A 23,546-nucleotide genomic window follows, 5' to 3' on the forward strand; every position below is an offset into this window, starting at 1 on the left:
CACCCGAGGGTGCGGAACACTCAGCAGAAGTTCCCCAACCGACTTTGCGCGTCACCAGATGGAGTTTCACGTGACTGCACCAGCTAGCAAGGACAGCTTCGGCGCCCGCGGCACGCTCACCGTCGGCGACGCCTCCTTCGAGGTGTTCCGGCTGAGCGCGGTCGAGGGTGCCGAGCGCCTGCCGTACAGCTTGAAGATCCTGCTGGAGAACCTGCTGCGGACCGAGGACGGCGCGAACATCACCGCCGACCACGTGCGCGCGCTGGGCAGCTGGGATCCGTCGGCCGAGCCGGACACCGAGATCCAGTTCACGCCGGCCCGCGTGGTGATGCAGGACTTCACCGGCGTGCCGTGCGTGGTGGACCTGGCCACGATGCGCGAGGCGGTGACCCAGCTCGGCGGCGACCCGACGAAGGTCAACCCGCTGGCGCCGGCCGAGCTGGTCATCGACCACTCGGTGATCGCCGACATCTTCGGCCGGCCGGACGCGTTCGAGCTGAACGTGGACCTGGAGTACCAGCGCAACAAGGAGCGCTACCAGTTCCTGCGCTGGGGCCAGACCGCGTTCGACGAGTTCAAGGTCGTCCCGCCGGGCACCGGCATCGTGCACCAGGTGAACATCGAGCACCTGGCCCGCGTGGTGATGGTCCGCGGCGGCCAGGCGTACCCGGACACGCTGGTCGGCACCGACAGCCACACCACCATGGTCAACGGCATCGGCGTGCTCGGCTGGGGCGTCGGCGGCATCGAGGCCGAGGCAGCCATGCTCGGCCAGCCGGTGTCCATGCTGATCCCGCGCGTGGTCGGCTTCAAGCTGCACGGCGAGCTGCCCGCCGGCGCCACCGCGACCGACCTGGTGCTCACGATCACCGAGATGCTGCGCAAGCACGGCGTGGTCGGCAAGTTCGTCGAGTTCTACGGCTCGGGCGTGGGCGCGGTGCCGCTGGCCAACCGCGCCACCATCGGCAACATGAGCCCGGAGTTCGGCTCCACCTGCGCGATCTTCCCGATCGACGGTGAGACCATCGACTACCTGAAGCTGACCGGCCGTTCGGCCGAGCAGCTGGCGCTGGTCGAGGCCTACGCCAAGGAGCAGGGCCTGTGGCACGACCCGGCCGCCGAGCCGGTGTACTCCGAGACGCTGGAGCTGGACCTGTCGACGATCGTGCCGTCGATCGCCGGCCCGAAGCGCCCGCAGGACCGCATCGAGCTGACCAACGCCAAGGAGGCGTTCCGGCAGGCGCTCGGCGCGTACGTCGCGCACACCGAGGACGACGCCAAGTCCAGCGTGGACGAGGCCGTCGAGGACACGTTCCCGGCCAGCGACCCGATCGCGGTGGGCGAGCACGAGAACGGCGGGGGCAAGCCGCACGTGTTCCACTCCGCCGCCGAGGGCGCGGCCGGCCGGGCGTCCAACCCGGTGAAGGTGAGCCTGGACGGCGCGGAGTTCGAGCTCGACCACGGCGCGGTGGCCATCGCGGCGATCACGTCGTGCACCAACACGTCCAACCCCTCGGTGATGCTGGGCGCGGCGCTGCTGGCGAAGAAGGCCGTGGAGAAGGGCCTGGAGCGCAAGCCGTGGGTCAAGACGACCCTCGCGCCCGGGTCCAAGGTCGTCATGGACTACTACGAGCGCGCCGGCCTGCTGCCGTACCTGGAGAAGCTGGGCTTCCACCTGGTCGGCTACGGCTGCACCACGTGCATCGGCAACTCCGGCCCGTTGCAGGAGGAGATCTCCGCGGGCATCAACCAGGGTGACCTGGCCGCGGTGTCCGTGCTGTCGGGCAACCGGAACTTCGAGGGCCGGATCAACCCGGACATCAAGATGAACTACCTCGCGTCCCCGCCGCTGGTGGTGGCGTACGCGCTGGCCGGTTCGATGGACAAGGACATCACCACCGAGCCGCTGGGCGTCGACCAGAGCGGCGAGCCGGTGTACCTGGCCGACATCTGGCCGTCGCCGCAGGAGATCTCCGAGGTCGTCGCGTCGGCGATCTCGCCGGAGGGCTTCACCAAGGGTTACGCCGACGTGTTCGCCGGTGACGAGCGGTGGCAGTCGCTGCCCACGCCGACCGGCAAGACGTTCGAGTGGGACCCGCAGTCGACCTACGTGCGCAAGCCCCCGTACTTCGAGGGCATGGGGATGGAGCCGGCGCCGGTGACGGAGATCGCCGGCGCGCGCGTGCTGGCGCTGCTCGGCGACTCGGTCACCACCGACCACATCTCGCCGGCCGGCGCGATCAAGGTCGACTCGCCCGCGGGCAAGTACCTGACCGAGCACGGCGTCGAGCGCAAGGACTTCAACTCCTACGGTTCCCGGCGCGGCAACCACGAGGTGATGATCCGGGGCACGTTCGCCAACATCCGGCTGCGCAACCTGCTGCTCGCCGACGAGAACAACGGGCAGGGCGTGCAGGGCGGGTTCACCCGCGACTTCCTGACCGAGGGCGCCCCGCAGACCACGATCTACGACGCGTCGGAGGCCTACGCCGCGGCGGGCGTCCCGCTGGTCGTGCTGGCGGGCAAGGAGTACGGCTCGGGTTCGTCGCGCGACTGGGCCGCGAAGGGCACCTCGCTGCTGGGCGTGCGCGTGGTGATCGCGGAGTCGTTCGAGCGCATCCACCGGTCGAACCTGATCGGCATGGGCGTGCTGCCGCTGCAGTTCCCCGAGGGTTCGTCGGCGTCGTCGCTCGGGCTGGACGGCACGGAGACCTACGACTTCACCGGCATCACCGCGCTGAACGACGGCGAGACGCCGCGCACGGTGCACGTGGTGGCGACGAAGGCGGACGGCTCGAAGGCGGAGTTCGACGCGGTGGTCCGCATCGACACCCCCGGTGAGGCCGACTACTACCGCAACGGCGGCATCATGCAGTACGTGCTGCGCAAGATGGTGCGCGGCTAATCCGCGTCGCGTTGAAGGGGCCGTCCACCTGCGGGTGGGCGGCCCCTTCGCCGTTCAGCGGACCAGCCCGGCACTTTTACCGTCCATTATCGTCACAATTGGAGTTTCGTCCGTAACGATCCGCAGATCGAAAACGACGACGAATTCACGTTAGACCGAACGGGTGAAGGTATTTGGCGTTTGCCGAATGCCTGCTTAACCTCGTCATGCCGACGCCATCCGAGTCGCAAGGCAGTGTCATTCGGTCGGATCCCTGCTGGTCCGCACCTGTTCGGGGATTGACTCACCCGGCTTCGCCGGAATGCGTGAACGTGATTCCAGAGGGGATTTCACGTCTCGTCGGCGCGCACGAGGAGGTGCGAACCGAATGCACGACAACAACACTCGAAGACGGGCTTGCGGCGTTACCGCGATCCTGTTGGCCGCACTCACGGCCCCACTCGCCACCACCACCGCCGCGGCGGCCGCGGGAGGCACGGTCACCGGCACCAAGGCGCTGGGCGCCGCGGACATCGCCTGCGGCGGCTCCGTCCCGGTCACCGTGACGCTCGACGCCGAGACCGGCATCGCGGGCAACCCGGTGGACGTCGAACTGGTCCTGGACCGGTCCGGCAGCATGCAGGGCGCCATCGGCGACCTGAAAGCGGCCGCGAAGTCGTTCGTGGACATCATCGACGAGGCCACCGACGGCTCGCTGGACGGCGTGGTCGCCAACGGCAGCCGCATCGGCGTGGTCAGCTTCGCCGACGGCGCCTCCGTCGACACCGGGCTCACGTCCGACGCGAACGCGGTCAAGGCGGCGATCGACGCGCTGGTCGCCAACGGTCTCACCAACCACTCCGCCGCCATCTCCACCGGCCAGTCGCAACTGGCCGGCTCGCTGCCCGGCAACGCCAAGAAGATGGTCGTGATGACCGACGGCGTGACGACCGTGGGCGGCGACGCCAGCGACGACGCGCTGGCGGCTCGCAACGCGGGCACCGAGATCTTCGGCATCGGCCTCGGCGCCGTCGACGCGAACGAGATCCGCGACTGGACCACCGACCCCGACGCCACGCACTACTACCAGGCACCGAGCCCCGCCGAGTTGCAGCAGGTGTTCGAGGCGATCGGCGCGGCCATCGTGGTGCCCGCGGCGACCGGCGTGACCGTGGTCGACACGGTGGCGCCCCAGTTCACGGTCAGCGGCGCGGCGGTGTCCAAGGGCTCGGTCGCGCAGAACGGCAACCAGCTCACCTGGACCGTCGCCGAGCTCGGCACCGAGTCGGTGACGCTGACGTTCACCGCGACGCACCTCCCGACCGCCGGTGGCGGCGCGCTGGCGGTCAACCCGACCGTCGCCTACACCGACGCCGAGGGTCACGTCGTGACGTTCGGCAACCCGGCGGTGAACGTGCGCGGTTGTGCCGCGGCCATCGACGTGGAGCCCGAGCACGAGGTGAACGAGCTGGGCACGCCCGGCCAGACGCACACCGTGACCGCCACCGTCACCGACGACTTCGGCGACCCGGTGTCGAACGTCCTGGTCGACTTCGCCGTCCTCGGCGGCCCGAACGCGGGCGCGGCGGGCAACGCGAACACCTCCGCCGGCGGCACGGCCGACTTCACCTACCCGGCCGCCCAGGGCCTCGCGGGCCTCGGCACGGACTCGATCCGCGGCTGCTTCACGCACGCGGCAGGCCGCTCGGTGTGCGACGACGTGCTCAAGGACTGGGTCGACACCACCGCCCCGGTCGTGACGTGCCGGCCGACCAACAACCCGGGCGGTGGCAACGTGCCGCCCGCCGACAACGAGGACGGGTTCTTCGTCCTGACCGCGACCGACGCGGTCGACCCGAACCCGCTGGTGTACGTCTCGGACTCGGCCAGTCCGGCCGTGTTCGGCGGCTTCGCCGACGGCACGAAGATCAAGCTGGTCCAGGCGCCGGGCGCGACGCCGAACCAGAAGCCCGGTGCCGGTGACATCGACTGGCGCATCACGCTCAAGGGCGACGCCCTCGTCTACGGCGTGGACGAGTCGGGCAACCGGTCGGATCCGGTGAGCTGCCGGGTCCCGCCGCCGCCGAAGTAGTCAGCGGTTTCCGGGGTGAGGGGCGTCCGCACCGGGGCGCCCCTCACGCCCGCGTCGACTTCACGGATCGGCCCGGGGGTAACCACACGCGGCTGCGCACGGCTGCTTGGACCTCCCGGAGGGCCGCTAGGGTTGCGGCCTCATGGGGGCCGTCGCGTGGTCGTTACCGGTGGTGGTCGGGCTCGTCCTCCCGCTGTGGGAGGGCGGCCCGCCGGTCGAGGCGTCGCTGTCGCTGGTGATCGCCGGCTTGTTGCTCGGCGCACGGCAGGTGCACGCGAACCGGCCAGGCGTCTGGTTCCCGTTGCTGGTGACGGGGTCGACCACGTTTGCCCTGGCGCTGTCCGGCGGGTTGACGAGCGGGTGGGACATCTCGATCGGGTCCACCTACTTCGACCTGTGGCGGTTCCTGATCGGGCTGGCGGTGGCGATCGGGCTGGGCGCCTGGGCGTGGCGGGCACGCAGCTACACCGTCGCGGCCACGGCCGTGGGGTACCTGGCGGCGGTGTGGCACTTCCAGCAGATCTCCGTGCCGGTCGCCGAGTTCGGCTGGTTCGCCTACGCGCCGCTCGGCGACGTGCCGGCGTTCGCCTCCGCCGTACCCCCGTTCGACTTCCCGCCGCACCCGGAGCTGGTGGTGGTCGCCGGTGCGGTGTTCGCGCACACCAGGGTGGACCGGGTGCGGGCGTGGCACGTGTTGGCGATCGTCGGGTTGCTCGGCTCGTTGTGGCACTACGGCGCGCTCGCACTGGTGGTGGCGGCCGTGGTGGTCGGCGGGTACGACCTGAACGCCCGCCGTCCGGGCAGCTGGTACCCGTTGCTGCTGGTCGGCGTCGGCCTCGTGGTGTGGCCGGTGGTGGAGGCGCTGACCGCGCCGCGGTGGACCGAACCGGTCGTCCAGGACCCGGGGGCCGAACGCCACGCGACGCTCATCGTGATCAGCGGGTACGTCTCGGCGTCCGCGGTCGCGCACGTGGACTACGACGAGCTGTTCCTGGCCGTCGTGGTCGCGGTGGGGCTGGCCGTGTGGTCGTGGCGGCGCAAGAGCCCGACCATGCTGCTCACCGCCGTCGTCTACCTGGGTGTCGCCTGGTTGCGGGCGATGCCGGCGCGGACCGAGCTGCTGGTCCTGGCGGGTGCGGCCGTCGCCTTCGCGACGACGACCGCACCCGGTGCCACTAGAACGGCTGGGCGTTCGGCTGGAACACCTGACCGTCCGCCGGGGCCTTGAGGTTGACCAGGTAGTCGGTCACCGCGGTGTCCGCGCCGGCGCTGTCACCGAGGATGCAGTGCCCGAACGAGTCCACGCTGAGCAGCCGCGCGTTGCCCAGCTGGCGGGCCATGCGCTTGGAGAACTCGTACTGGGTGGCCGGGTCGTAGTAGTTGCCCACCACGACCACCGGGTTCGGGGTGCGGCGGTGCCACGGCCCGTCCCAGCGGTCCGGGCGGGGCACCGGCCAGGTCGCGCACGTGAGCAGGTCGGACGCGGCCTGCTGGCGGCCGAACGTGGGCGACTCCCGCTCCCACTTCGCGGCCAGCAGCGGGAACAGCTGCGGCACGCGCACGAACGGCTTGTCCGTGCAGTTCACGCCGTAGTAGGAGTCGTCGAACAGGTACTCGGTGTCGCCGGTGAGCCCGGCCCGGATGTCGGCCAGGCCGTGCTTGTTCGCCAGCGGCGGCAGCAGTTCGACCTGCTCCTGCGCGGAGAACGTGGCGGCGGACGGGTGCAGCACCGCGTAGATGCTCTGCAACCACGCGGCCAGCGCCTTGAACCTCGTCGGCGCGTACAGGTCGCCGGTGACCCGGCCGATGTAGCCGTCGTAGGTCACGACCTGGTTGTTCGGCAACGTGATCGACTGGGTGCGCAGGTGGTCGCGCACCTCGTCGAACTTCGCCCGCGGGTTCCCGTCGCTGTACGCGCACTTGGCGCCCTCGGCGTCGCAGCGCTTCAGGAACGCGTCGAGCGCGATCTCGAAGCCCTGCGCGCGCTGCCGGTCGTACTCGGCGCCGTTGGAGGTGCGCAGCGCCGGGTCGACGTTGCCGTCCAGCACCAGGGCGCGGGACTTCGACGGGAAGATGTTGGCGTAGGTCGCGCCGAGCAGCGTGCCGTAGGAGAAGCCGACGAACGTGAGTTGGCGGTCGCCGACGCCCTGTCGCAGCAGGTCGAGGTCACGTGCCACGGCTTCGGTGGACATGTGGTTCAGCAGCGGGCCCGCGTTGCGCGCGCACGCGTCGGTGTAGTCCTCGGTCGCGTCCATCGTGTTGCGGATCTCGGTGCGGGTGACCGGGATGGCGGACATGCGGCCGAAGATCTCGTTGGCCTCTTCCAGGGTCTTGAAGCAGCGCAGCGGCGAGCTGCGGCCGACGCCGCGCGGGTCGAACCCGATCAGGTCGAACCGGTTCATGATCTCCGGCTGGAAGAACGAGCTGCCGTAGGCGGAGTAGATCAGGCCGGCGCCACCGGGGCCGCCGGGGTTGATGAACAGCGAGCCGATCTTCTTGGTCTGGTCCTCGGCCGGGCGCTTCATCAGCGCGACGGTGATCTTGGCGCCGTTCGGCTTGCGGTGGTCCAGCGGCACGGGGTGGTTGGCGCAGCTGACCTTGTCGCGCTGCGCGGCCGGGATCTCGGCGAGCACGTCGGCGGCGCAGGTCGACCACTGGATCGGCGTGCCCTGCACGTGTTGGGCGTCTGGCGCTTCCTGCGCTTCCTGGGCGGCGGCGGAGCCGGTTCCCACCAGGCCGGACACCGCGGTGCCCACGGCCAGCGCGAGAACCAGCGCTCTGTTACGGAGTTGCATGTGGTAGCGCTCCCTCGGTTCACTCGACGTCGCCCCTCAGTGGCTTCGCGACGCCATCGCGCGAGGCTTTCACTCGATCGTGTCTGGCAACACCCGCAGAACGGAGGATTCGTGGCCGACGGATGGTTCTTGCCGGGCCTTCACTTGGCCGAACGGTTCTACCGAGAGGCGGTCGAGCCGCTGGTCAGGGCGCACTTCGGCGAGGTGCCGCACAGCGCGGGCCGCATCGGTGCGGGTTCGGAGGTGCTGGGCTTCGACACGGAGCGTTCCGCCGACCACGAGTGGGGGCCGCGGGTGCAGCTGTTCCTGGACCCGGACGACACCCGCGCCGAGGACATCCGGTCCGCGCTGGCCGACCACCTGCCGAAGGTGTTCCTGGGGTATCCCACGCACTTCGTGGCCACGGAGGACGAGGGTGTCCGGCGGATGGCCCCGACGACCGGGCCGGTGCACCACCGGGTGGACGTCACCGACGCGGGCACGTGGTTCGACCGGCAGCTGGGGTTCGACCCGCGGGCGGGCGTCACCGTGCGGGACTGGCTGGGCGTGTCGACGCAGCGGTTGGCGGAGACGACGGCCGGGGCGGTGTTCTACGACGGGTTGGGGGTGCTGACGGCGGCGCGTGCGGCGTTGCGGTGGTACCCGGACGACGTGTGGCGGTACGTGCTGGCGTGCCAGTGGGCGCGGATCTCGCGGGAGGAGGCGTTCGTCGGGCGGTGCGGCGAGGTCGGGGACGAGCTGGGGTCGGCCGTGGTGGCGGCCCGGCTGACCCGTGACCTGATGCGGCTGCGGCTGTTGCTCGACCGCCGTTACCCGCCGTACGGCAAGTGGTTGGGCAGTGCGTTCGCCCGGTACGCCGACCTGGTGCCCGTGCTGCGGGGCGTGCTGGCGGCGACCGACTGGCGTTCGCGGGAGGGGCACCTGGCGAAGGCGTACGAGGTCGTGGCCGCCGAGTGCAACGGGCTGGGCCTGGCCGAACCGGTCGACCCGACCACCCGCCCGTACCACGGCCGCCCGTTCCGGGTGCTGCGCGCCGACCGCTTCGCGACGGCCCTCCGTGCCGCCGTCACCGACCCCGAGGTCGCCGACCTCCCCCTGACCGGCACCGTCGACCAAACCCACGACCTCCCGTGAGTCCAACCCCCAACCCGCGCGAGTCCTACGTTCACGTCACGCGTGTCCTACGTTCAGAACACCCGAGTTCAACACTCAGAACAAGATCGACTGTTCTGAGCGTTGAACTCGGGGTACGCGAACGTAGGACACGCGCGTTCTGAACGTAGGACACGCGCGGGCTGGAGGTAGGACTCTCGGGGGGTGGGGTTAGGGGAGGGCGCGGGAGAGGGAGAGGGCGAAGCGGGATTCGGGGTCGGTCCACCAGTGGTGGAGGGCGAAGCCGGCGGCGGACAGTTCCCGCTCCACGCCCTCGCGGCGGAACTTGGCGGAGACCTCGGTGCGCAGTTCCTCGCCCTCGGTGAACTCGACGTCCAGGCCCAGGGCGGCGACGTGGGTCTTGACCGGGCGGAGCGCGCGCAGGCGCATCTCGATCCACTCCTGCTCGGCGTTCCAGAGGGCCACGTGCTCGAAGTCGGCAGGGTCGAAGTCGGCGTCGAGCTCACGGTTCATCACGCGCAGCACGTTGCGGTTGAACTCCGCCGTCACGCCCTGCGCGTCGTCGTACGCACGCACCAGCACGTCCGGGTCCTTCACCAGGTCCGTGCCGAGCAGCAACCACTCCCCCGGCTCCAGCACGTCACGCACCGAGGTGAAGAACTTGTCCCGCTCCTCCGGGATCAGGTTGCCGATCGTCCCGCCCAGGAACGCCACCACCCGCGGCGGCGTGCCGGGCAGCAGGCCCAGGTGCTCGGTGAAGTCGCCGACCACCCCGTGCACCCGCAGGCCCGGGTACGAGGCCATGATCGCCTTCGCCGCCTCGGTCAACGCCGACGGCGACACGTCCAGCGGCACGAACTCGGTCAACGTGCCGTGCTCGCGCAACGCGCTGAGCAGCAGCCGCGTCTTCTCCGACGAGCCGGAACCCAGCTCGACCAACGAGTGCGCGCCCGTGAGCGACGCGATCTCCGCCGCCCGCGCCACCAGGATCTCCCGCTCCGCGCGGGTCGGGTAGTACTCGGGCAGCCGGGTGATCTCCTCGAACAGCTCGCTGCCGACCGCGTCGTAGAACCACTTCGGCGACACCCACTTCGGCCGGGCGGTCAGCCCCGCCTTCGCCTCGGCGCGCAGCGCGACCGCCGCGTCCTCCGGGGTGAGGTGCACGTCCAGCACGGGCTCGGTCATCCTCGTCCAATCGGTTGAACGTCCACAGTGGACACATCTGCCGTGACGACGTGCCCGTCGGGCACCTCCCGCCAGCGCGGGTCGTCGTCCAACGGCTCGGAGGCCAACGTCGCCGCGCCGTCGCCCGCGCGCACCCACAACGAGTGGGTCCACGTCGTGCCGACCAGCACGGTTCCGTTGGTGAGCAACAGGTTCAGCCGTGATCCGGGTGCGGCGGCGGCCACTTCGGACACGACGGAAGCCAGCGCGGCACCCGGCGCGGCGCCCGACGCGAGCCGGGACCGCACCAACGCCCACAGCAGCGCCGCGTCGGTCGGCGCGTCCAACGTCAGCAACGTCGCCACCGGCAACGTCGCGGCCACGTCCACCACCGACTCCGGCCAGTCGGCGACCCGGCCGTTGTGGCTGAACAGCCACCGCCCGTCGGTGAACGGCGCGCACGCGGTGTCGACCACCGGCATGCCGACCGTCGCCGACCGGACCGCGGCCAGCACCCCGCCGGACACCGTGACCCGGCTCAGCGCGAGCAGGTTCTCGTCCGACCAGATCGTGCCGGCACGGCGGTAGCGCAACGCCGGACCGCCCGGCGCCGGGTACCACCCGACGCCGTAGCCGTCCACGTTCACCGTGCCGCCGCCGCGCATGTCCCGCGGCGCGTACGACTGCCGGACCAACGAGTTCGGCGGGTCGTGCACGAGCGCGGCGACGGGCACGGCGGGGCCCAGGTAACCCAGGTGGCGGCACACCGTCAGGCCAGCTCGTCCCGCGAGGCGTCCCGCGCGCAGCGGAAGCCGGCGAAGATCTGCCGCCGGATCGGGTAGTCCCAGTTGCGGAACGTCGAGCGCACCGCGGCCTGGTCGCTGCCGAACGACCCGCCCCGCAGCACCTTGTAGTCCGGCCCGAAGAACACCTGCGAGTACTCCGCGTACGGGAACACCTCGAACCCGGCGTAGCCGTGGAAGTCGGTGCTGGTCCACTCCCACACGTCACCGATGAGCTGGTGCACGCCCAACGCCGACGCGCCCGCCGGGTACGCCCCGACCGGCGCGGGCGCCAGGTGCCGCTGGTTCAGGTTCGCGTGCGCCTCGGTCGGGTCCTCGTCGCCCCACGGGAACCGGCGGGACCGGCCGGTCACCGGGTCGAACCGGGCCGCCTTCTCCCACTCCGCCTCGGTGGGCAGCCGCTTGCCCGCCCACTTCGCGTACGCCTCGGCCTCGTAGTAGCAGACGTGCACCACCGGCTGGTCCTCGGCGATCGGCGTCGTGCGGCCGAACGCGGTGCGGTACCACTGGTCGCCGATGCGTTCCCAGAACCGCGGCGCGACCAGCGAAGCCTTCCGCACGTGCGCCCAGCCGGCCTCGCTCCACCACCGCGGGTCCCGGTAGCCGCCGTCGGCGATGAACGCCGCGTACGCGCCGTTGGTCACCGGCACGGTGTCGATGAAGAACGGCTCGGTGACCACCTGGTGCGCCGGCCGTTCGTTGTCCAGCGCCCACGCCTCGGTGGACGTGCCCATGGTGAACGGGCCGCCGGGCACCAGCACCTCGGCCGGTCCGACCGGGCCGCCGCGCGGCGGCGCTGGCGCGTCCAGCACCGGCTCGCCGACGCGCAGCTGGTGGGTGGCCAGCATGGTCTCGTCGTGCTGCTGCTCGTGCTGCACGATCATGCCGAACGCGAACCCGCCGTCGAGGAGCCGGTGGCCTTCGAACGGGGTGCGTTCCAGCACGTCGAACACCTTGTCGCGGACCTCGCCGACGTACCTGCGCGCCTCGGCGGGCCCGAGCAGCGGCAGTTCCGGCCGGGCCGACCGGGCGTGCTTGAACGCGTCGTACAACTCGTCGATGTCCGCGCGGACGGGCTCGCGGCCGCCGACGTCGCGGACCAGCCACAGCTCTTCCTGGTTGCCGATGTGCGCGAGGTCCCACACCAGCGGTGACATCAGCTTGGAGTGCTGGCGGACGAGGTCGTGGTCGTCCACCGCGTCGGTGAGCAGCCTGCTGCGGTCGCGTGCCCTGGTGAGCTGGGCGGCGACCCGGTCGCGGATGCCCTCGGTGTGCGATGAGTCGGTGCTGGTCATGAACGGCCCCCTCCGGTCTTCTCAGCGAGCGTGCGGTGCAGTTCCTCGGCGATGGCCTCGGTCTGGCCGACCGACAGGTCGGTGTTGGACAGCGCGACGCAGCCCAGCTCGACCACGTCGCGCGCCGCGCGGGCGAGCACCGGGTCGGCCAGGCCGTAGCGCGCGGCGGCGAGCCAGCGGTTCGCGGTGGCCTCGCTCGCGGCGAGCGCGTCGTCCACCACCTGCGGCGTGCTGAACAACGCCGCCATCAGCACGACCGGTGGCAGCCACTGGCCGTGCGGCGGCGAGTCGAGGTAGCGGACCTCCAGGTACCCGCGCGGCCGGACCGGCGGGAACTGCAGGGTGAGGTGGTAGTCCAGGTCGTCGGCGGTGGGCGGCCGGTCGAGCGCGCCCGCGACCCAGTCGGCGAACGTCAACCGGTGCGGTGGCAGCCAGTTCGACCCCGGCCTGCGCACCGCGATGACCGGCGTGTCGAGCACGCGCTTGGCCCAGGCGTCGGCCGGCCTCGCGCACACCGCCGCCTGCCGGGTGCGCACCGGGTCGGTGCCGTAGAGGGACCGCATCCGCGCGCTGGCCCAGTCGGTTCGACGACCGTTGACGCCCGGGGAGTTGGCGAACAGGGCCGTCAGCACCGGGCCGAGCGCGTGCACCGCGGCCCAGCGCTTCGGCAGGTCACTCGCCCAGCCGAAGTCCAAGCAGACCTGGAGGCCCGCGGTGCTGCACATCATCGTGATGCCCTCGGGCCCGAGTGGGGAGAAGGCGTGTTCCATGGCCGCGTAGCGCGGGACCCGGAGCATCCGGCGCGGCGGGCGGAACGGGTCCGCGCCGTGCTGACCGAGCCGCAGCCCGGCAGGTTCGAGCAGGTGCTGGAGGTGGTCGATGTCCGCCGCGACGGTCTTGAGCAGGTCGGTCAACGACTCGCGTGGCGGGGTGGAGATCTCGACCTGGCCACCCGGTTCCACCGTCAGCGGGGTGCCGGAGGGCAGTGGCCGCTGGGGGCTGTCGGGGACGAGTGTCGGTGGTGCGTGGCGACCGAGCGCGGCCGCGAGGGTCTTCGCGTCGAGCGGTCGGGTGGGATCTTCGACGTGGTGGACGGTCCATTCCAGTTCGACTCCGAACAGCCTCGGAGGTCCGTGCTTGAAGCAGACGGAGGCCACGTAGGCCTCGGCCTCGGCTCTGTCCCGGAACACCGCCGGGGTGGGCCCCGGGGGCGGGGCATTACGCACAGCAGTCACTGTTGGCACTCCCCGTGATCATTCTCGTCCGTTCGACGCTACACGCAGGCACCGACACTCGCAGCCAACCGAAAGCCTTGCAGATCAACGACATGTCGACCACCGACAGCGCCACGACGGCCGGTCGGACGGAGCCCGACGGCGTTCCGGCCGCCTGCCGGTTGCTCCGAAGGGACGCCGCACGGCGTCCGGGCCGACGGGCCGGGTTCGCGGGTGAACACCTCGTGGCGGATCGGTGACCCGCGGCCGGCGCACGAGCGGCGCCCGCCCGCCCCGGCGCACGAGCGGCGCCCGCCCGCCCCGGCGACCGGACCTCGGCGGGCGGGCCGTTCGGGCGAACCCGGGGCTTAGGGCCGCCGGTACTCCACGTCCACGTGCAGCACCCGGTCGTTGCCGCCCACCTCGTCCAGGTCCCACGTGGTGGTCAGCCAGATGTCGCCCTCGCGGTCGACCTCGACCGTGCGCAACCGCCCGTACGCGCCCTGGTAGTAGACCTGCTGCTCGACCAGCTCCGTGCCGTCGATGCGCATCCGGTAGAGCCGCTGCCCGACCGTGGTGGCCACGAACACGTGGTCGTTGATGATGGCCAACCCGCTCGGCCCCGCGGCCGTGGTCGGCCACGTCGTCTTCGGCGGCAGGGTGCCCTCGCAGTACCCGACCACGCCCTCGCAGCCCGGCCAGCCGTAGTTGCCGCCGCGCTCGATGAGGTTGACCTCGTCCCAGGAGTTGTTGCCGAACTCGGTCGCCCACAGCCTGCCCTGCGAGTCGAAGTCCAGGCCCTGCACGTTGCGGTGCCCGTAGCTCCAGATCGCCTTGCCCGGGAACGGGTTGTCCGGCGGGATCGACCCGTCCGGGCGGATGCGCAGGATCTTGCCCGCGTTGGTGTCCAGGTTCAGCCCGTGGCTGCCGTTCTGCGCGTCGCCGGTGGAGACGAACAGGTACCGGCCGTCCGGGCTGAACCGCAGCCGACCGCCGTTGTGGTAGCGGTTCTTCGGCATCCCGCCCAGGATCGTGGTCCAGCCGAAGAGCGTGTCCCCCACCAGCCTGGCCCGCACGACCTGGTTGCCGCCCGCGGCGGTGTGGTAGACGAACACGTGCCCGTCGGTGGCGAACGTGGGCGAGACCTCGATGCCCAGCACGCCGCCCTCGCCGTTGGTGCCCTGCGCGGCCGGCACCCGCCCGATGTCGATCCGCTCGCCGCCGGGCGTGAGGCGGTAGAGGGTGAACTGCTCCCGCTCGGACACCAGGGCCGAACCGTCGGGCAGGAACGCCACGCCCCACGGCACGTCCGTGCCCTCGCGCAACGCGGTCACCGCGCCGGGGACCGGTTCGCCCGCCGGCGCCGTCCCGCCCGGTGCGGCGATGACCTCCTCGCTGAACGGCGAGAGGTTGCCCGCCGCGTCACGCGCCCGCACGGTGAACCGGTACCCGGTGCCGGTGGTCAGGCCGGTGACGGTGGCGGACGGGCCGTCGGTCGTGACCGACTGCGCGCCGTCGCGGTGCACCACGTACGCGGTGACGCCGACGTTGTCCGCGGCCGGCTCCCAGGCCAAGGACACGCTGGACGCCGACTTGCCGGTGACGCGCAGCCGACCGGGCGCGGTGGGCGCCTCGTTGTCCGGTGGCGCGGGGTCGGTGCGGACGACGACGTTGTTCCCGGGCTGCGAGACGTTGGGCGCGGCGTCGCGCGCGAAGACCGTCCAGTCGTACTCGGTGTCGGGCCGCAGGCCGGTGACGGTCGCGGCCAGGGTCGTGCCCGGCACGCTCGTCATGAGCTGACCGTGCTGGTAGACGTCGTAGCCGACCACGCCGACGTTGTCCGTGGCCGACCTCCACGCCAACGACACGCTGGTCGCCGACTTGCCCGTGACGCGCAGGCTTCGCGGCGGGGTGGGCGGCTCGGTGTCGGCGGGTGCGGCGGCGAGGCGGTCGGCGTCCGGGCCGCCCTGCGCGGCGCCGGACGCCGTGAACAGGGACAGCGCCGCCGTCGCCGCCGCCACCACCAGCCGCCGTCGCGAGGTGTTCGAACCGGCCGCGCCTGATCCCATGGGTCTTCCTCCGGCTACCGGTTGCGGTGGTGCTCGGCGCGACGGCGGAACTCGGCCCGCGAGGACGGCACGTCCAGCGCGATCCGGTCCAGCACCTCCGCCAGGCGGCGGCCGTCGGGCAGGGTGAACGACGAGCGCAGCGCACCCGCGTGGCCGGCCGAGAACGGCACCAGGCGGACCGGCACGTCACCCCGGTCGGCGAGCGCGTCCCACTGGTCGGCCATGACCGCGTCGTCGCCGACGCGCACGTGCAGCACGGCCTCGTGCACGAAGAACCGCGCGGCGGTGTGCGGGAACCGGTCGAACCCGGTGCCGCCGCCGTCGTCACCGAGGGCCACGGCGTAGGCGGGCGTGCGCAGCGGCTCCGGGACGCACAACGTCTCGAACACCACGACGTCGCACTCGGCCGGGCTGTCCGCGATCTCCCCGGGTCGACGGCCGACGAGCCTGATCAGATCGATCAAGTCCGGCCCGTGCCGACTGCGGTCCACCGTGGACGGTCCACCCGACCAGCCCGATCCCGGCACCAACCTCAGCGGCGGCCGGATGTCCTCACCTGCGGTCACGGTGCGCCACCGTAGTGACGTCGACCAGCGAGTTCGAGCGGAGACCGGCAAGTCCACCCCAAAGTGGACCGGGCAAGCCGTACGTACTGATTGGATTTCGTCCGGCGGCCCTGACAACATCGACAGGTGCCCAGGGTGAGCCAGGACCACCTCGATGCCCGTCGCCGCCAGATCCTCGACGGCGCACGTGCGTGTTTCGCGCGTTTCGGCTACGAAGGCGCGACCGTGCGCCGACTGGAAGAGGCTACCGGCCTGTCCAGGGGCGCGATCTTCCACCACTTCCGGGACAAGGAGTCGCTGTTCCTCGCCTTGGCCGAGGACGACGCGCTGCGGATGGCGGAGGTCGTCTCCCAACAGGGCCTCGTGCAGGTGATGCGCGACCTGCTGTACCCGCCCGACCCGAACGACGTCGAGCACCCGGCGGACTGGCTCGGCACCCGGCTGGAGGTGTCGCGGCGGCTGCGCACCGACCCGGAGTTCCGGGCCCGGTGGGCGGAGCGGTCGCGGCAGCTGACCGACGCGACCCGCCAGCGGCTGGAGCGCCAGCGCGAGGCCGGGAACCTGCGTGACGACGTGGACGTGGACGTGCTGACGTCGTTCCTGGAGCTGGTGCTGGAGGGCCTGGTGTCCCACCTGGCCATGGGCCTGCCCGCGGACGACCTCGAACCGGTGCTCGACCTGGTCGAGGAGAGCGTGCGCCGACACCGCCGGAAAGGCTGATGGGGCGGTACTACTGGGCCGCGGGCCTGGCCCGGCTGGCCGACGAGATGGTGGCCGTGGCGGTGGTGCTGCTGGCCTTGTCGCGCAGCGAGTCAACGGTGCTGTCCGGTGCGGTGATCGCCGCGTACACGGTGCCATCGATCCTGTCCGGACCGCTGCTCGGCGCGTGGCTCGACCGGACCGGGCGGCCGGTGGCGGCGTTGGCCGCCAACCAGTTCGCGCTCTGCGCGATGGCGGTGGCCATGGTGTTCGCGCCGGCGCCCTGGCTCGTGCCCGCCGCGTTCGTCGCGGGCATCACGCTGCCGATGACCAGCGGCGGGTTCACCAGCCTGGTCCCGCGCCTGGCCACCGACCTGCCCCGGGCCACCTCGCACGACGCGCTGCTGTTCAACGCGGCGGCGATCGCCGGGCCGGGACTGGCGGGCGTGCTGAGCACGGCCGCGTCGCCCGCCGTCGCGGTGGCCGTGGTGGCGGTGCTGTCGGCGGCGGGCGGGTTGTGCACGACGGCGCTGCGCGTGCCGCCGCACCCGCCGGCCGAACGCCCGTCGCTGCGTGCGGCGATGAAGCAGGGCCTGCGGCACCTGGCCACCACTGCCCCGTTGCGCGGCGTGACCGTCGCGTCCGCGGTCGGGTACGGATCCGTCGGCATGCTCACCACGGCGCTGCCGCTGCACCTGGGCACCCTGGGGGTGAACGGGAACCAGGCCGGGATCGTCTGGGCGGCGTTCGAGGTCGGCTGCGTGGCGAGCGTCCTGGCGGTGCGGCGGCGGCTGCCCCGGTGGCGTCCGGAGCGGGTCGTGTTCACCGCGGTCGCGCTGTACGGGGTGACGCTCGCGCTGTGGCCGCTCACCTCGCACTTCCCCGTGCTGCTCGGCCTGGCGCTGGTCAGCGGCGTGGCGCAGGGGCCGACCCTGACCGCGACGATCACCGCGCGGCAGCGGTACACGCCCGGCCCGCTGCTCGGGCAGGTCTCCACCACGGGCGCGAGCCTGAAGCTCGGCGCGTTCGCGGTGGGTGCGGCGGCCGGCGGCGCGCTGCTCACCGCGTGGCCGCCGGTGGCGGTGATCTTCCTGGTGGCGGTCGGCCAGCTGGTGGGGTCGTCACTCGGAGCAGTCACCGCTAGGCCGACGCGGGCCGCCGCGGTGACCCCATAGGATCGCCGGCATGGCTGACGCGCGACCTGCCCACGTGCACCGGGTGCGGGTGCGCCCGGTCGACTGCGACCGACAGGGGATCGTGCACGCCTCGCGCTACGCGGTCTTCTTCGAGTCCGCGATGGTGGAGACCCTGCGGTCGCTGCTCGGCTCCTACAAGGAGTTGGAGAAGCACGGCATCGACTTCGTGATGGCGGAGACCTCGATCCGGTACCTCCACCCGGCCCGGTTCGACGACCTGCTGCGGATCGCGGTGCGGGTGCGCACGCTCGGCACCACCACGTTGACCATGGGCTTCGACGCGGACGTGGACGGCACGCCGGTCGCCACCGGCTGGAACCGGTACGTCTCCTTCGGCACGCCGGAGCTGCGCACCACGCCCATCCCGGCCGACTTCCGCAAGGTGCTGGAACGCCGTCCGGCCACCGCGCGCCCGGCGGCTAGGTCCGCACCCGCGCCGCGGCGCTGACCGCGTGACCGGCGCCTGACCCCTCGGCGCGCGCCACGACCCGCCCGCGTTCGACGCGGATCGCGGTCTCGGTCTCGTCGCTCACCGACGGCACGCCGGCCGCGGCCGCCAACGCGCCGGTCTCGTCGCACACCACCCGCGGGCGGGGCCACGCCGCGACCGGGAAGGCCTGCCGCAGGCTCACGCACAGCTGCGCCACCACCAGCCGTGCCAACGGGGCAAGCTCCCCCGGTGCGCCGGTCACCACCGCGAGCGTCACCCGTGCGCCGTTGCGCACCGCCTCCTCCACCGCGGCCAGGCGGTTGAGCCCCAGCACGACCACCACGCCGTCCTCGTCCGGCGTCACCTCCGAGCCGCGCACGAGGTCCACGACGGTCGGCGGCGCCCACGGCCGGTCCTGCTCGACCACCACCGCGCCGGAAGGCGCCACCCACCAGTCGTTCAGCTCGAGGCCGGCGAGCCGTTCGCACGCGCTGATCACGTCGAACGGCTCCAGGAACCCGGGCGCGGCGGTGGCCATCCCGCTCGCGCCGTGCAGGGTGGCGAGCACGACCTCGGCGAGGCGGACCATCCTCATCGGCGGCGCGCCCGGCGTCGGCGCGGCGACCGGGTCGACGGCTTCCAGCGCGAGGCTGAGCAGCACCGCGTCCAGCTTCATCAACTGCGTGAACGGCCGGCGCGTCACCTCCTCGGCGGCCACCTCGGGCAGGAAGTCCCGCGCCAGCGGGTCGTGGGTGAGCGAGGTGACCCACGCGCGGGCCAGCGCGCCGAGGGCCTCCCGCCGGTCCACCCCGCGTTGCGGGTTCGACGGCGCCACCGCGCGTTCGGCCAGGTCGGCCAGCACCGCGAAGTAGAGGGCGCGCTTGCCGGGGAAGTTCGAGTACACCGCGCCCCGGGTCAGCTCGGCGCGCTGCGCGATCGTGTCGATCTTGGCGTCCCGGAAGCCGCGGTCGGCGAACTCGGCGCGGGCCGCGGCCAGCACCCGTGCCCGGTTGCGCTCCTGGGTCTCCGCCCTGCTCAGCCGCACGTCACGCTCCCCGTTTGCCAGGCGTCGCGTGGCCAAGATACCGTGACCATTCAGATGATGAGAACATCTGATGTCAACATCCGGAGGCCTGAGTTGACCGTTCCCGAGATCGACCCCACGACGCCCGAGGTGCTGCTCGACCCGTTCACCGCCTACGGCGAGGCGCGCGAGCGCTGCCCGGTGGCGAAGATGCACCTGCCCGGCATGGGTGACATGTGGGTCCTCACCCGGCACGAGGACGCCAAGGCGATGCTGGCCGACCCGCGCTTCGAGCTGAACGCGAACAGCTTCATGGGCCTGCCGGGCATCCCGGAGCACTGCAAGCCGTACCTGCGCACGATGTCGGAGCTGAACGGCCCCGAGCACCTCCGGCTGCGCAGGCTGGCCGCGCCCGCGTTCACCGCGCGGCGGGCGGAGGACTTCCGGCCGCGGATCGAGGCGATCGTGGCCGCGCTGCTCGACGCGCTGCCGGACGGCGACGAGGTGGACCTCCTGGAGCACTTCGCCCGCCCGTTGCCGATGGACGTGATCTGCGAGCTGGTCGGCATCCCCGCCGAGCACCGGGCGCGGTGGCGCGAGTACGGCGTGGCCGTGGTGAGCGGTTACGGACCGGGGTTCCTCGCGGCGATCCCGGGGATCATCGAGGGCGCGATCGAGGCCGTCGAGCTGCGCCGGACCTCACCGGGGGACGACCTGATCTCCCAGCTGCTGCGGGTGCGGGACGCCGACGGCGACCGGTTCACCGACGCGGAGCTGGTGACGCTGGTGTGGCAGCTGGTGATCGCGGGGCAGACGCCGACCAACCTCATCGTCAACGGCCTGGAAGCCCTGCTCACCCATCCCGACCAGCTCGCGGCGCTGCGTGCGGACCCGGGTCTGGTGCCGCGCGCGGTGGAGGAGCTGACCCGGTGGGTCGGCCCGCAGTTGCTGACCGTGCCCCGGTTCACCAAGGAGGAGGTGGCCTTCGGCGACGTGGTGATCGGCGAGGGCGAGCGGGTGATGACGGCGATCGTGTCGGCCAACCGCGACCCGCGGGTGTACACCGCGCCGGACGAGCTGGACGTCACGCGCGTGCCGTCGGTGGGCCACCTCGGCTACTCGCACGGCGCGCACTTCTGCCTCGGCGCCGCGTTCGCGCGGGTGCAGACGCAGGTGGCGATCTCGGCCGTGCTGCGACGGTTCCCGGACCCAGCACTGGCGGAGGCACCGCGCCGGACGCCGGACGGCGGCACGTGGCGGTTGGCCTCGCTGGTGGTCAGGGGCTGAAGGCCCAGCCGAGGATCTCGTCCGCGATCGCCTCGACCGGCCGGCCGTCGGTGTCGAGCACGAGTTCCGCCGCCGCGGGTGCGGGCACGGCGACGGCCAGGCGGCGCAGGTCTTCCTCGGGCAGGCCACGGAGTTCGTCGCCGGGGATCGCGGGCCCCTTGCCCGCGCCACGCAGCAGCAGGCGCGCCACGAGCTCGGCGTGGCTCGCGTGCAGCCAGCACAACCTCGCGCCGGGCAGGAGGTCCGCGTGGTGCTCTCCCGTGACGACCAGGTGCCGGGCGCCCGCGTCGAGGTGGACGCGCCGCACCGCGTCGAGTCGCCGGGCCTTGCCCGCCACGTCGAGCGGCGGCGTGGCGAAGGTGAGCTGGGCCAGGTCCAGGTATCCCGCCCTGGTGGTCGCGAAGAGCCGGCGGTAGACCGCCCAGCCCACCGTCGACTTGCCCACCGCGCGCGGTCCGGCGATCCACAGGACGGTCACGCGGCCCACCTCCGCCGGACCTCCGCCGCGATCGAGGCGGGGGTGCGCCCGTCGGTGTCCACGGTGAAGTCGGCGAAGTCGGTGGCGCGCTCCAGCGCCTCGGCATCGTCGAGCACCTGGTCGACCTCCTCGGTGAGCCACCCCCGGCCGAGGAACCGGGTCCGCAGCTCGGCGCGTCGCACCCGCAACCGGCACAGCGTGATGTCGGCGCCGGGCAGGCGATCGGTGTACCCGCGGGCCTCTTCGGGTGTGTTGAGGAACCCGGAGACGACGAGCGGGGAACCCCTGAGCTCCGGCCACATCGCGCCCAGCGCGGCCGACTTGATCCGGTGGTTCTCCGGGTCGTCGTCGGTCGACGGGTAGCAGAGGCCGAGCTGGTCGGCGTCGACGTAGGAGGCGCGCTCCAGGAGGCGGTAGACGGCCCAGCCCACCGTCGACTTGCCGACGCCGGACGGGCCGAGGAGCCAGAGCACGGTGGTCATCGCGCGGGAGCGTATGCGGCCGGATCCCGCGCGGCGATCGGTTTTCCGCCCCGCGACCGACCGGGCTTGAACCTTTCTCGCGTTCAGGCCACCGTGGTGGAATGCCGTCCACGGTGAAGAACGCGACGATGCTGTTACTGGGGCGCACCGTCGTCCGGGCGCAGGCCCTCCTCGGCGACCCCGCCGCCCGGTTGCTCGGGCTCGACCCGACCCGCGACCCCTACCCGGCGTACGAGTCGGTGCGTCGGCAGGGCGTGCTGGTGAAGACCAGGATGGGGCTGTACCTCACCGCCTCGCACGAGTTGTGCTCGCAACTGCTGCGCGATCCCGGTTTCGGACCGCTGGCCGCGGGCGCGCTGTCCCCGGTCGACTCCGCGGTCCAGGCCGACGGGCGGCGGCTGGTCAACCCGGTCGAGGACTCGTTCCTGGTCCGCCACCCGCCCGACCACACCCGGCTGCGACGGCTGGTCGCGCCCTGGTTCACCCCGCGCGGGTTGCGCGCGCAGGCGGCGACCGTGGAGCGGGTCGTCGAGCAGTACCTGGACGAGGTGGCGGACCGGCGGACGTTCGACCTCGTCGGCGACTTCGCGGCCAGGGTGCCGATCCAGGTCATCGCCCACCTGCTCGGCGTGCCCGGCGCGGACCACGCGCCGTTCGCCCGGTGGGGCAGCGCGTTGGTCAACGCGCTCGACGGCGTGCGCGACCTGCGCGGGATGCGGGCGTTGCAGGCGGCGCTGCGGGAGTTCGAGGAGTTCCTGGACGACCTGATCGAGCACCGGCGGCGGCACCCCGGCGGCGACGACATCGTGTCCGCGTTGGCCGCGCACGACGACCTGACCCGCGAGGACCTGATCGCCACCACGGAACTGCTGCTGGTGGCCGGGTTCGAGACCACGGTCAACCTGATCGGCAACTCGGTGCTCGCGGTGCTGGGCGATCCGGCCGTGCGCGCCCGGCTGCTCGCCGACCCCGCGCACGCCGACGCCGTGGTGGAGGAGACGCTGCGCCACGACCCGCCGGTGCAGTACACGGTGCGGGTGCCGTTCCGGTCGACCGAGGTAGCGGGCACCCGGCTGCCGAAGGGCACGCCGATCATGCTCATGCTCGCGGCGGCCAACCGCGACCCGGCGGTGTTCGCCGATCCGCACCGGTTCGACCCCGACCGCCCGGACGTGCGGGAGCACCTGGCGTTCTCGTCCGGCATCCACTTCTGCCTCGGCGCCGGACTGGCCCGGATGGAGGGCGCGGCGGCCCTGCGCGGTCTGTTCCGGCGCTTTCCGGACCTGCGGGCGGCCGGGCGGGTGCGCCGCCGGCCTTCGCGCGTCATCCGGGGTGCGGCGACGCTACCCGTTGCTACGAATGTGACAAAACAACACCCGATCGTGCAAACCATCAGCTGAGCCACAGGAATGTGGTGCATGCTGGTACCTCGCAACGACCCGCCGCACCGCCGCCGCGGCGGGTCGTTGCACCCTTTCCGCACTAATGCGGATTACCGCCGTTCACCGGAGTTCCGGCGACCACCGACGCGTTCTCTGGCGTCGTGGTCAAGCCGGGACCGCTCGACTTTCTCCAGGTTCACCGCGGACCACTCGGCCAGCGTCGCGAACAACGGCGCGAGGCTGCGCCCGAGTTCGCTGATCTCGTACTCCACCCGGGGCGGGACTTCGGCGTAATAGGTGCGCACGACGAGGCCGTCGCGTTCCAGTTGGCGCAGCCGCTGGGTCAGCACCTTGGGCGTGATCGTGGTGATGAGGCGCGCCAACCCCACGAACCGCTGCCGCCCGTACTCGTTGAGCGCCCACAGGATCGGCGTCGTCCAGCGGCTGAACACGATGTCCACCACGGGCGAGATGGGGCAGGCCACCTCCGGATCGCCCGACCCCCTTGTGCCACCGGTCACACCCAGCCCCTTCCACCGTTACTTTCCTCTAGGTACCTACTACATCGACGAA

20 protein-coding genes are annotated in these 23,546 nt (G+C 72.0%); 9 read left to right on the forward strand and 11 right to left on the reverse strand.

Annotated elements, in window-relative coordinates; translation table 11 throughout:
* Positions 1-70: 70 nt before the first annotated feature.
* The 3 genes from ACYVLT_RS05865 to ACYVLT_RS05875 all read left to right on the forward strand — a co-directional run bounded on the left by ACYVLT_RS05865 (position 71) and on the right by ACYVLT_RS05875 (position 6,204).
* Complete coding sequence (locus ACYVLT_RS05865; RefSeq protein WP_461119057.1) at positions 71-2,905, forward strand: aconitate hydratase; 2,835 nt, start codon at positions 71-73, stop codon at positions 2,903-2,905.
* 418 nt (positions 2,906-3,323) lie between these two features.
* Positions 3,324-4,976, forward strand: coding sequence for a vWA domain-containing protein (locus ACYVLT_RS05870; RefSeq protein WP_461119058.1), 1,653 nt, complete (start codon positions 3,324-3,326; stop codon positions 4,974-4,976).
* 142 nt (positions 4,977-5,118) lie between these two features.
* Positions 5,119-6,204, forward strand: a complete 1,086-nt coding sequence (locus ACYVLT_RS05875) for a hypothetical protein (RefSeq protein WP_461119059.1) — start codon at positions 5,119-5,121, stop codon at positions 6,202-6,204.
* Here ACYVLT_RS05875 and ACYVLT_RS05880 read toward each other — a convergent pair.
* Positions 6,152-7,771, reverse strand: a complete 1,620-nt coding sequence (locus tag ACYVLT_RS05880; RefSeq protein ID WP_461119060.1) for an alpha/beta hydrolase — start codon at positions 7,769-7,771, stop codon at positions 6,152-6,154. The two genes, ACYVLT_RS05875 and ACYVLT_RS05880, sit on opposite strands and share 53 nt — an antisense overlap.
* A gap of 129 nt (positions 7,772-7,900) precedes the next feature.
* Between ACYVLT_RS05880 and ACYVLT_RS05885 the strand changes: the two genes are divergently transcribed.
* Entirely contained in the window at positions 7,901-8,905 is a 1,005-nt protein-coding gene (locus ACYVLT_RS05885; RefSeq protein ID WP_461119061.1) for a DUF4037 domain-containing protein, read from the forward strand.
* A 189-nt stretch (positions 8,906-9,094) separates the two neighbouring features.
* Here the strand turns inward: ACYVLT_RS05885 and egtD are convergent, their stop codons facing one another.
* The 6 genes from egtD to ACYVLT_RS05915 all read right to left on the reverse strand — a co-directional run bounded on the left by egtD (position 9,095) and on the right by ACYVLT_RS05915 (position 15,995).
* Positions 9,095-10,069: an L-histidine N(alpha)-methyltransferase gene (gene egtD / locus ACYVLT_RS05890; protein ID WP_461119062.1), complete on the reverse strand. Its 975-nt coding sequence runs from the start codon at positions 10,067-10,069 to the stop codon at positions 9,095-9,097.
* Entirely contained in the window at positions 10,066-10,815 is a 750-nt protein-coding gene (egtC, locus tag ACYVLT_RS05895) for an ergothioneine biosynthesis protein EgtC (RefSeq protein WP_461119063.1), read from the reverse strand. The genes egtD and egtC overlap by 4 nt, the downstream gene beginning before the upstream one ends.
* Positions 10,816-10,817: 2 nt before the next feature.
* Positions 10,818-12,146 carry an ergothioneine biosynthesis protein EgtB gene (gene egtB, locus ACYVLT_RS05900; protein ID WP_461119064.1) on the reverse strand — a complete coding sequence of 443 codons (1,329 nt, stop codon included), beginning with the start codon at positions 12,144-12,146 and terminating at the stop codon, positions 10,818-10,820.
* The gene (locus ACYVLT_RS05905) at positions 12,143-13,336 is read right to left on the reverse strand and encodes a glutamate-cysteine ligase family protein (RefSeq protein ID WP_461119065.1); all 1,194 of its coding nucleotides are present in this window, start codon (positions 13,334-13,336) and stop codon (positions 12,143-12,145) included. Before ACYVLT_RS05905 ends, egtB begins: the two co-directional genes overlap by 4 nt.
* Before the next feature lie 392 nt (positions 13,337-13,728).
* Positions 13,729-15,429, reverse strand: coding sequence for a PQQ-dependent sugar dehydrogenase (locus ACYVLT_RS05910; protein WP_461119066.1), 1,701 nt, complete (start codon positions 15,427-15,429; stop codon positions 13,729-13,731).
* 14 nt (positions 15,430-15,443) lie between these two features.
* Complete coding sequence (locus ACYVLT_RS05915) at positions 15,444-15,995, reverse strand: Scr1 family TA system antitoxin-like transcriptional regulator (protein ID WP_461119067.1); 552 nt, start codon at positions 15,993-15,995, stop codon at positions 15,444-15,446.
* Between the two features lie 126 nt (positions 15,996-16,121).
* On the opposite strand from ACYVLT_RS05915, the gene ACYVLT_RS05920 reads away from it, so the two are divergent.
* Genes ACYVLT_RS05920 through ACYVLT_RS05930 form a run of 3 tightly spaced genes read left to right on the forward strand, consistent with a single transcriptional unit; the run spans position 16,122 to position 18,338 of the window.
* Positions 16,122-16,715, forward strand: coding sequence for a TetR/AcrR family transcriptional regulator (locus tag ACYVLT_RS05920; RefSeq protein WP_360466040.1), 594 nt, complete (start codon positions 16,122-16,124; stop codon positions 16,713-16,715).
* Complete coding sequence (locus tag ACYVLT_RS05925; protein WP_461119068.1) at positions 16,715-17,869, forward strand: MFS transporter; 1,155 nt, start codon at positions 16,715-16,717, stop codon at positions 17,867-17,869. Before ACYVLT_RS05920 ends, ACYVLT_RS05925 begins: the two co-directional genes overlap by 1 nt.
* Before the next feature lie 10 nt (positions 17,870-17,879).
* Positions 17,880-18,338, forward strand: a complete 459-nt coding sequence (locus tag ACYVLT_RS05930; protein ID WP_360466035.1) for an acyl-CoA thioesterase — start codon at positions 17,880-17,882, stop codon at positions 18,336-18,338.
* Here ACYVLT_RS05930 and ACYVLT_RS05935 read toward each other — a convergent pair.
* Complete coding sequence (locus ACYVLT_RS05935) at positions 18,310-19,365, reverse strand: TetR/AcrR family transcriptional regulator (RefSeq protein ID WP_461119069.1); 1,056 nt, start codon at positions 19,363-19,365, stop codon at positions 18,310-18,312. The two genes, ACYVLT_RS05930 and ACYVLT_RS05935, sit on opposite strands and share 29 nt — an antisense overlap.
* 57 nt (positions 19,366-19,422) lie before the next feature.
* Here ACYVLT_RS05935 and ACYVLT_RS05940 point away from each other — a divergent pair, with 57 nt between their 5' ends.
* Positions 19,423-20,631, forward strand: a complete 1,209-nt coding sequence (locus tag ACYVLT_RS05940) for a cytochrome P450 family protein (protein ID WP_461119070.1) — start codon at positions 19,423-19,425, stop codon at positions 20,629-20,631.
* Here ACYVLT_RS05940 and ACYVLT_RS05945 read toward each other — a convergent pair.
* The gene (locus ACYVLT_RS05945; protein WP_461119071.1) at positions 20,621-21,109 is read right to left on the reverse strand and encodes a DEAD/DEAH box helicase family protein; all 489 of its coding nucleotides are present in this window, start codon (positions 21,107-21,109) and stop codon (positions 20,621-20,623) included. The genes ACYVLT_RS05940 and ACYVLT_RS05945 overlap by 11 nt on opposite strands.
* Positions 21,106-21,591 (reverse strand): hypothetical protein, encoded by a 486-nt coding sequence (locus ACYVLT_RS05950; RefSeq protein WP_461119072.1) that lies wholly within the window; start codon positions 21,589-21,591, stop codon positions 21,106-21,108. The genes ACYVLT_RS05945 and ACYVLT_RS05950 overlap by 4 nt, the downstream gene beginning before the upstream one ends.
* A 101-nt stretch (positions 21,592-21,692) precedes the next feature.
* On the opposite strand from ACYVLT_RS05950, the gene ACYVLT_RS05955 reads away from it, so the two are divergent.
* On the forward strand, positions 21,693-22,991 hold the full coding sequence (locus ACYVLT_RS05955; protein ID WP_461119073.1) for a cytochrome P450: 1,299 nt from the start codon (positions 21,693-21,695) through the stop codon (positions 22,989-22,991).
* Between the two features lie 92 nt (positions 22,992-23,083).
* On the opposite strand, the gene ACYVLT_RS05960 is transcribed toward ACYVLT_RS05955, so the two are convergent.
* Positions 23,084-23,494, reverse strand: a complete 411-nt coding sequence (locus ACYVLT_RS05960) for a winged helix-turn-helix transcriptional regulator (protein WP_461119074.1) — start codon at positions 23,492-23,494, stop codon at positions 23,084-23,086.
* Positions 23,495-23,546: the final 52 nt, after the last annotated feature.

The organism is Saccharothrix stipae, from assembly GCF_054781895.1.

Coding starts and splice junctions, on each gene's coding strand:
- ACYVLT_RS05955 (WP_461119073.1), top strand. CDS start 21,693: ATGCCGTCCACGGTGAAGAACGCGACGATGCTGTTACTGGGGCGCACC.
- ACYVLT_RS05950 (WP_461119072.1), bottom strand. CDS start 21,591: ATGACCACCGTGCTCTGGCTCCTCGGCCCGTCCGGCGTCGGCAAGTCG.
- egtB (WP_461119064.1), bottom strand. CDS start 12,146: ATGACCAGCACCGACTCATCGCACACCGAGGGCATCCGCGACCGGGTC.
- ACYVLT_RS05940 (WP_461119070.1), top strand. CDS start 19,423: ATGAGAACATCTGATGTCAACATCCGGAGGCCTGAGTTGACCGTTCCC.
- ACYVLT_RS05880 (WP_461119060.1), bottom strand. CDS start 7,771: ATGCAACTCCGTAACAGAGCGCTGGTTCTCGCGCTGGCCGTGGGCACC.
- ACYVLT_RS05930 (WP_360466035.1), top strand. CDS start 17,880: ATGGCTGACGCGCGACCTGCCCACGTGCACCGGGTGCGGGTGCGCCCG.
- ACYVLT_RS05910 (WP_461119066.1), bottom strand. CDS start 15,429: ATGGGATCAGGCGCGGCCGGTTCGAACACCTCGCGACGGCGGCTGGTG.
- egtD (WP_461119062.1), bottom strand. CDS start 10,069: ATGACCGAGCCCGTGCTGGACGTGCACCTCACCCCGGAGGACGCGGCG.
- ACYVLT_RS05875 (WP_461119059.1), top strand. CDS start 5,119: ATGGGGGCCGTCGCGTGGTCGTTACCGGTGGTGGTCGGGCTCGTCCTC.
- ACYVLT_RS05925 (WP_461119068.1), top strand. CDS start 16,715: ATGGGGCGGTACTACTGGGCCGCGGGCCTGGCCCGGCTGGCCGACGAG.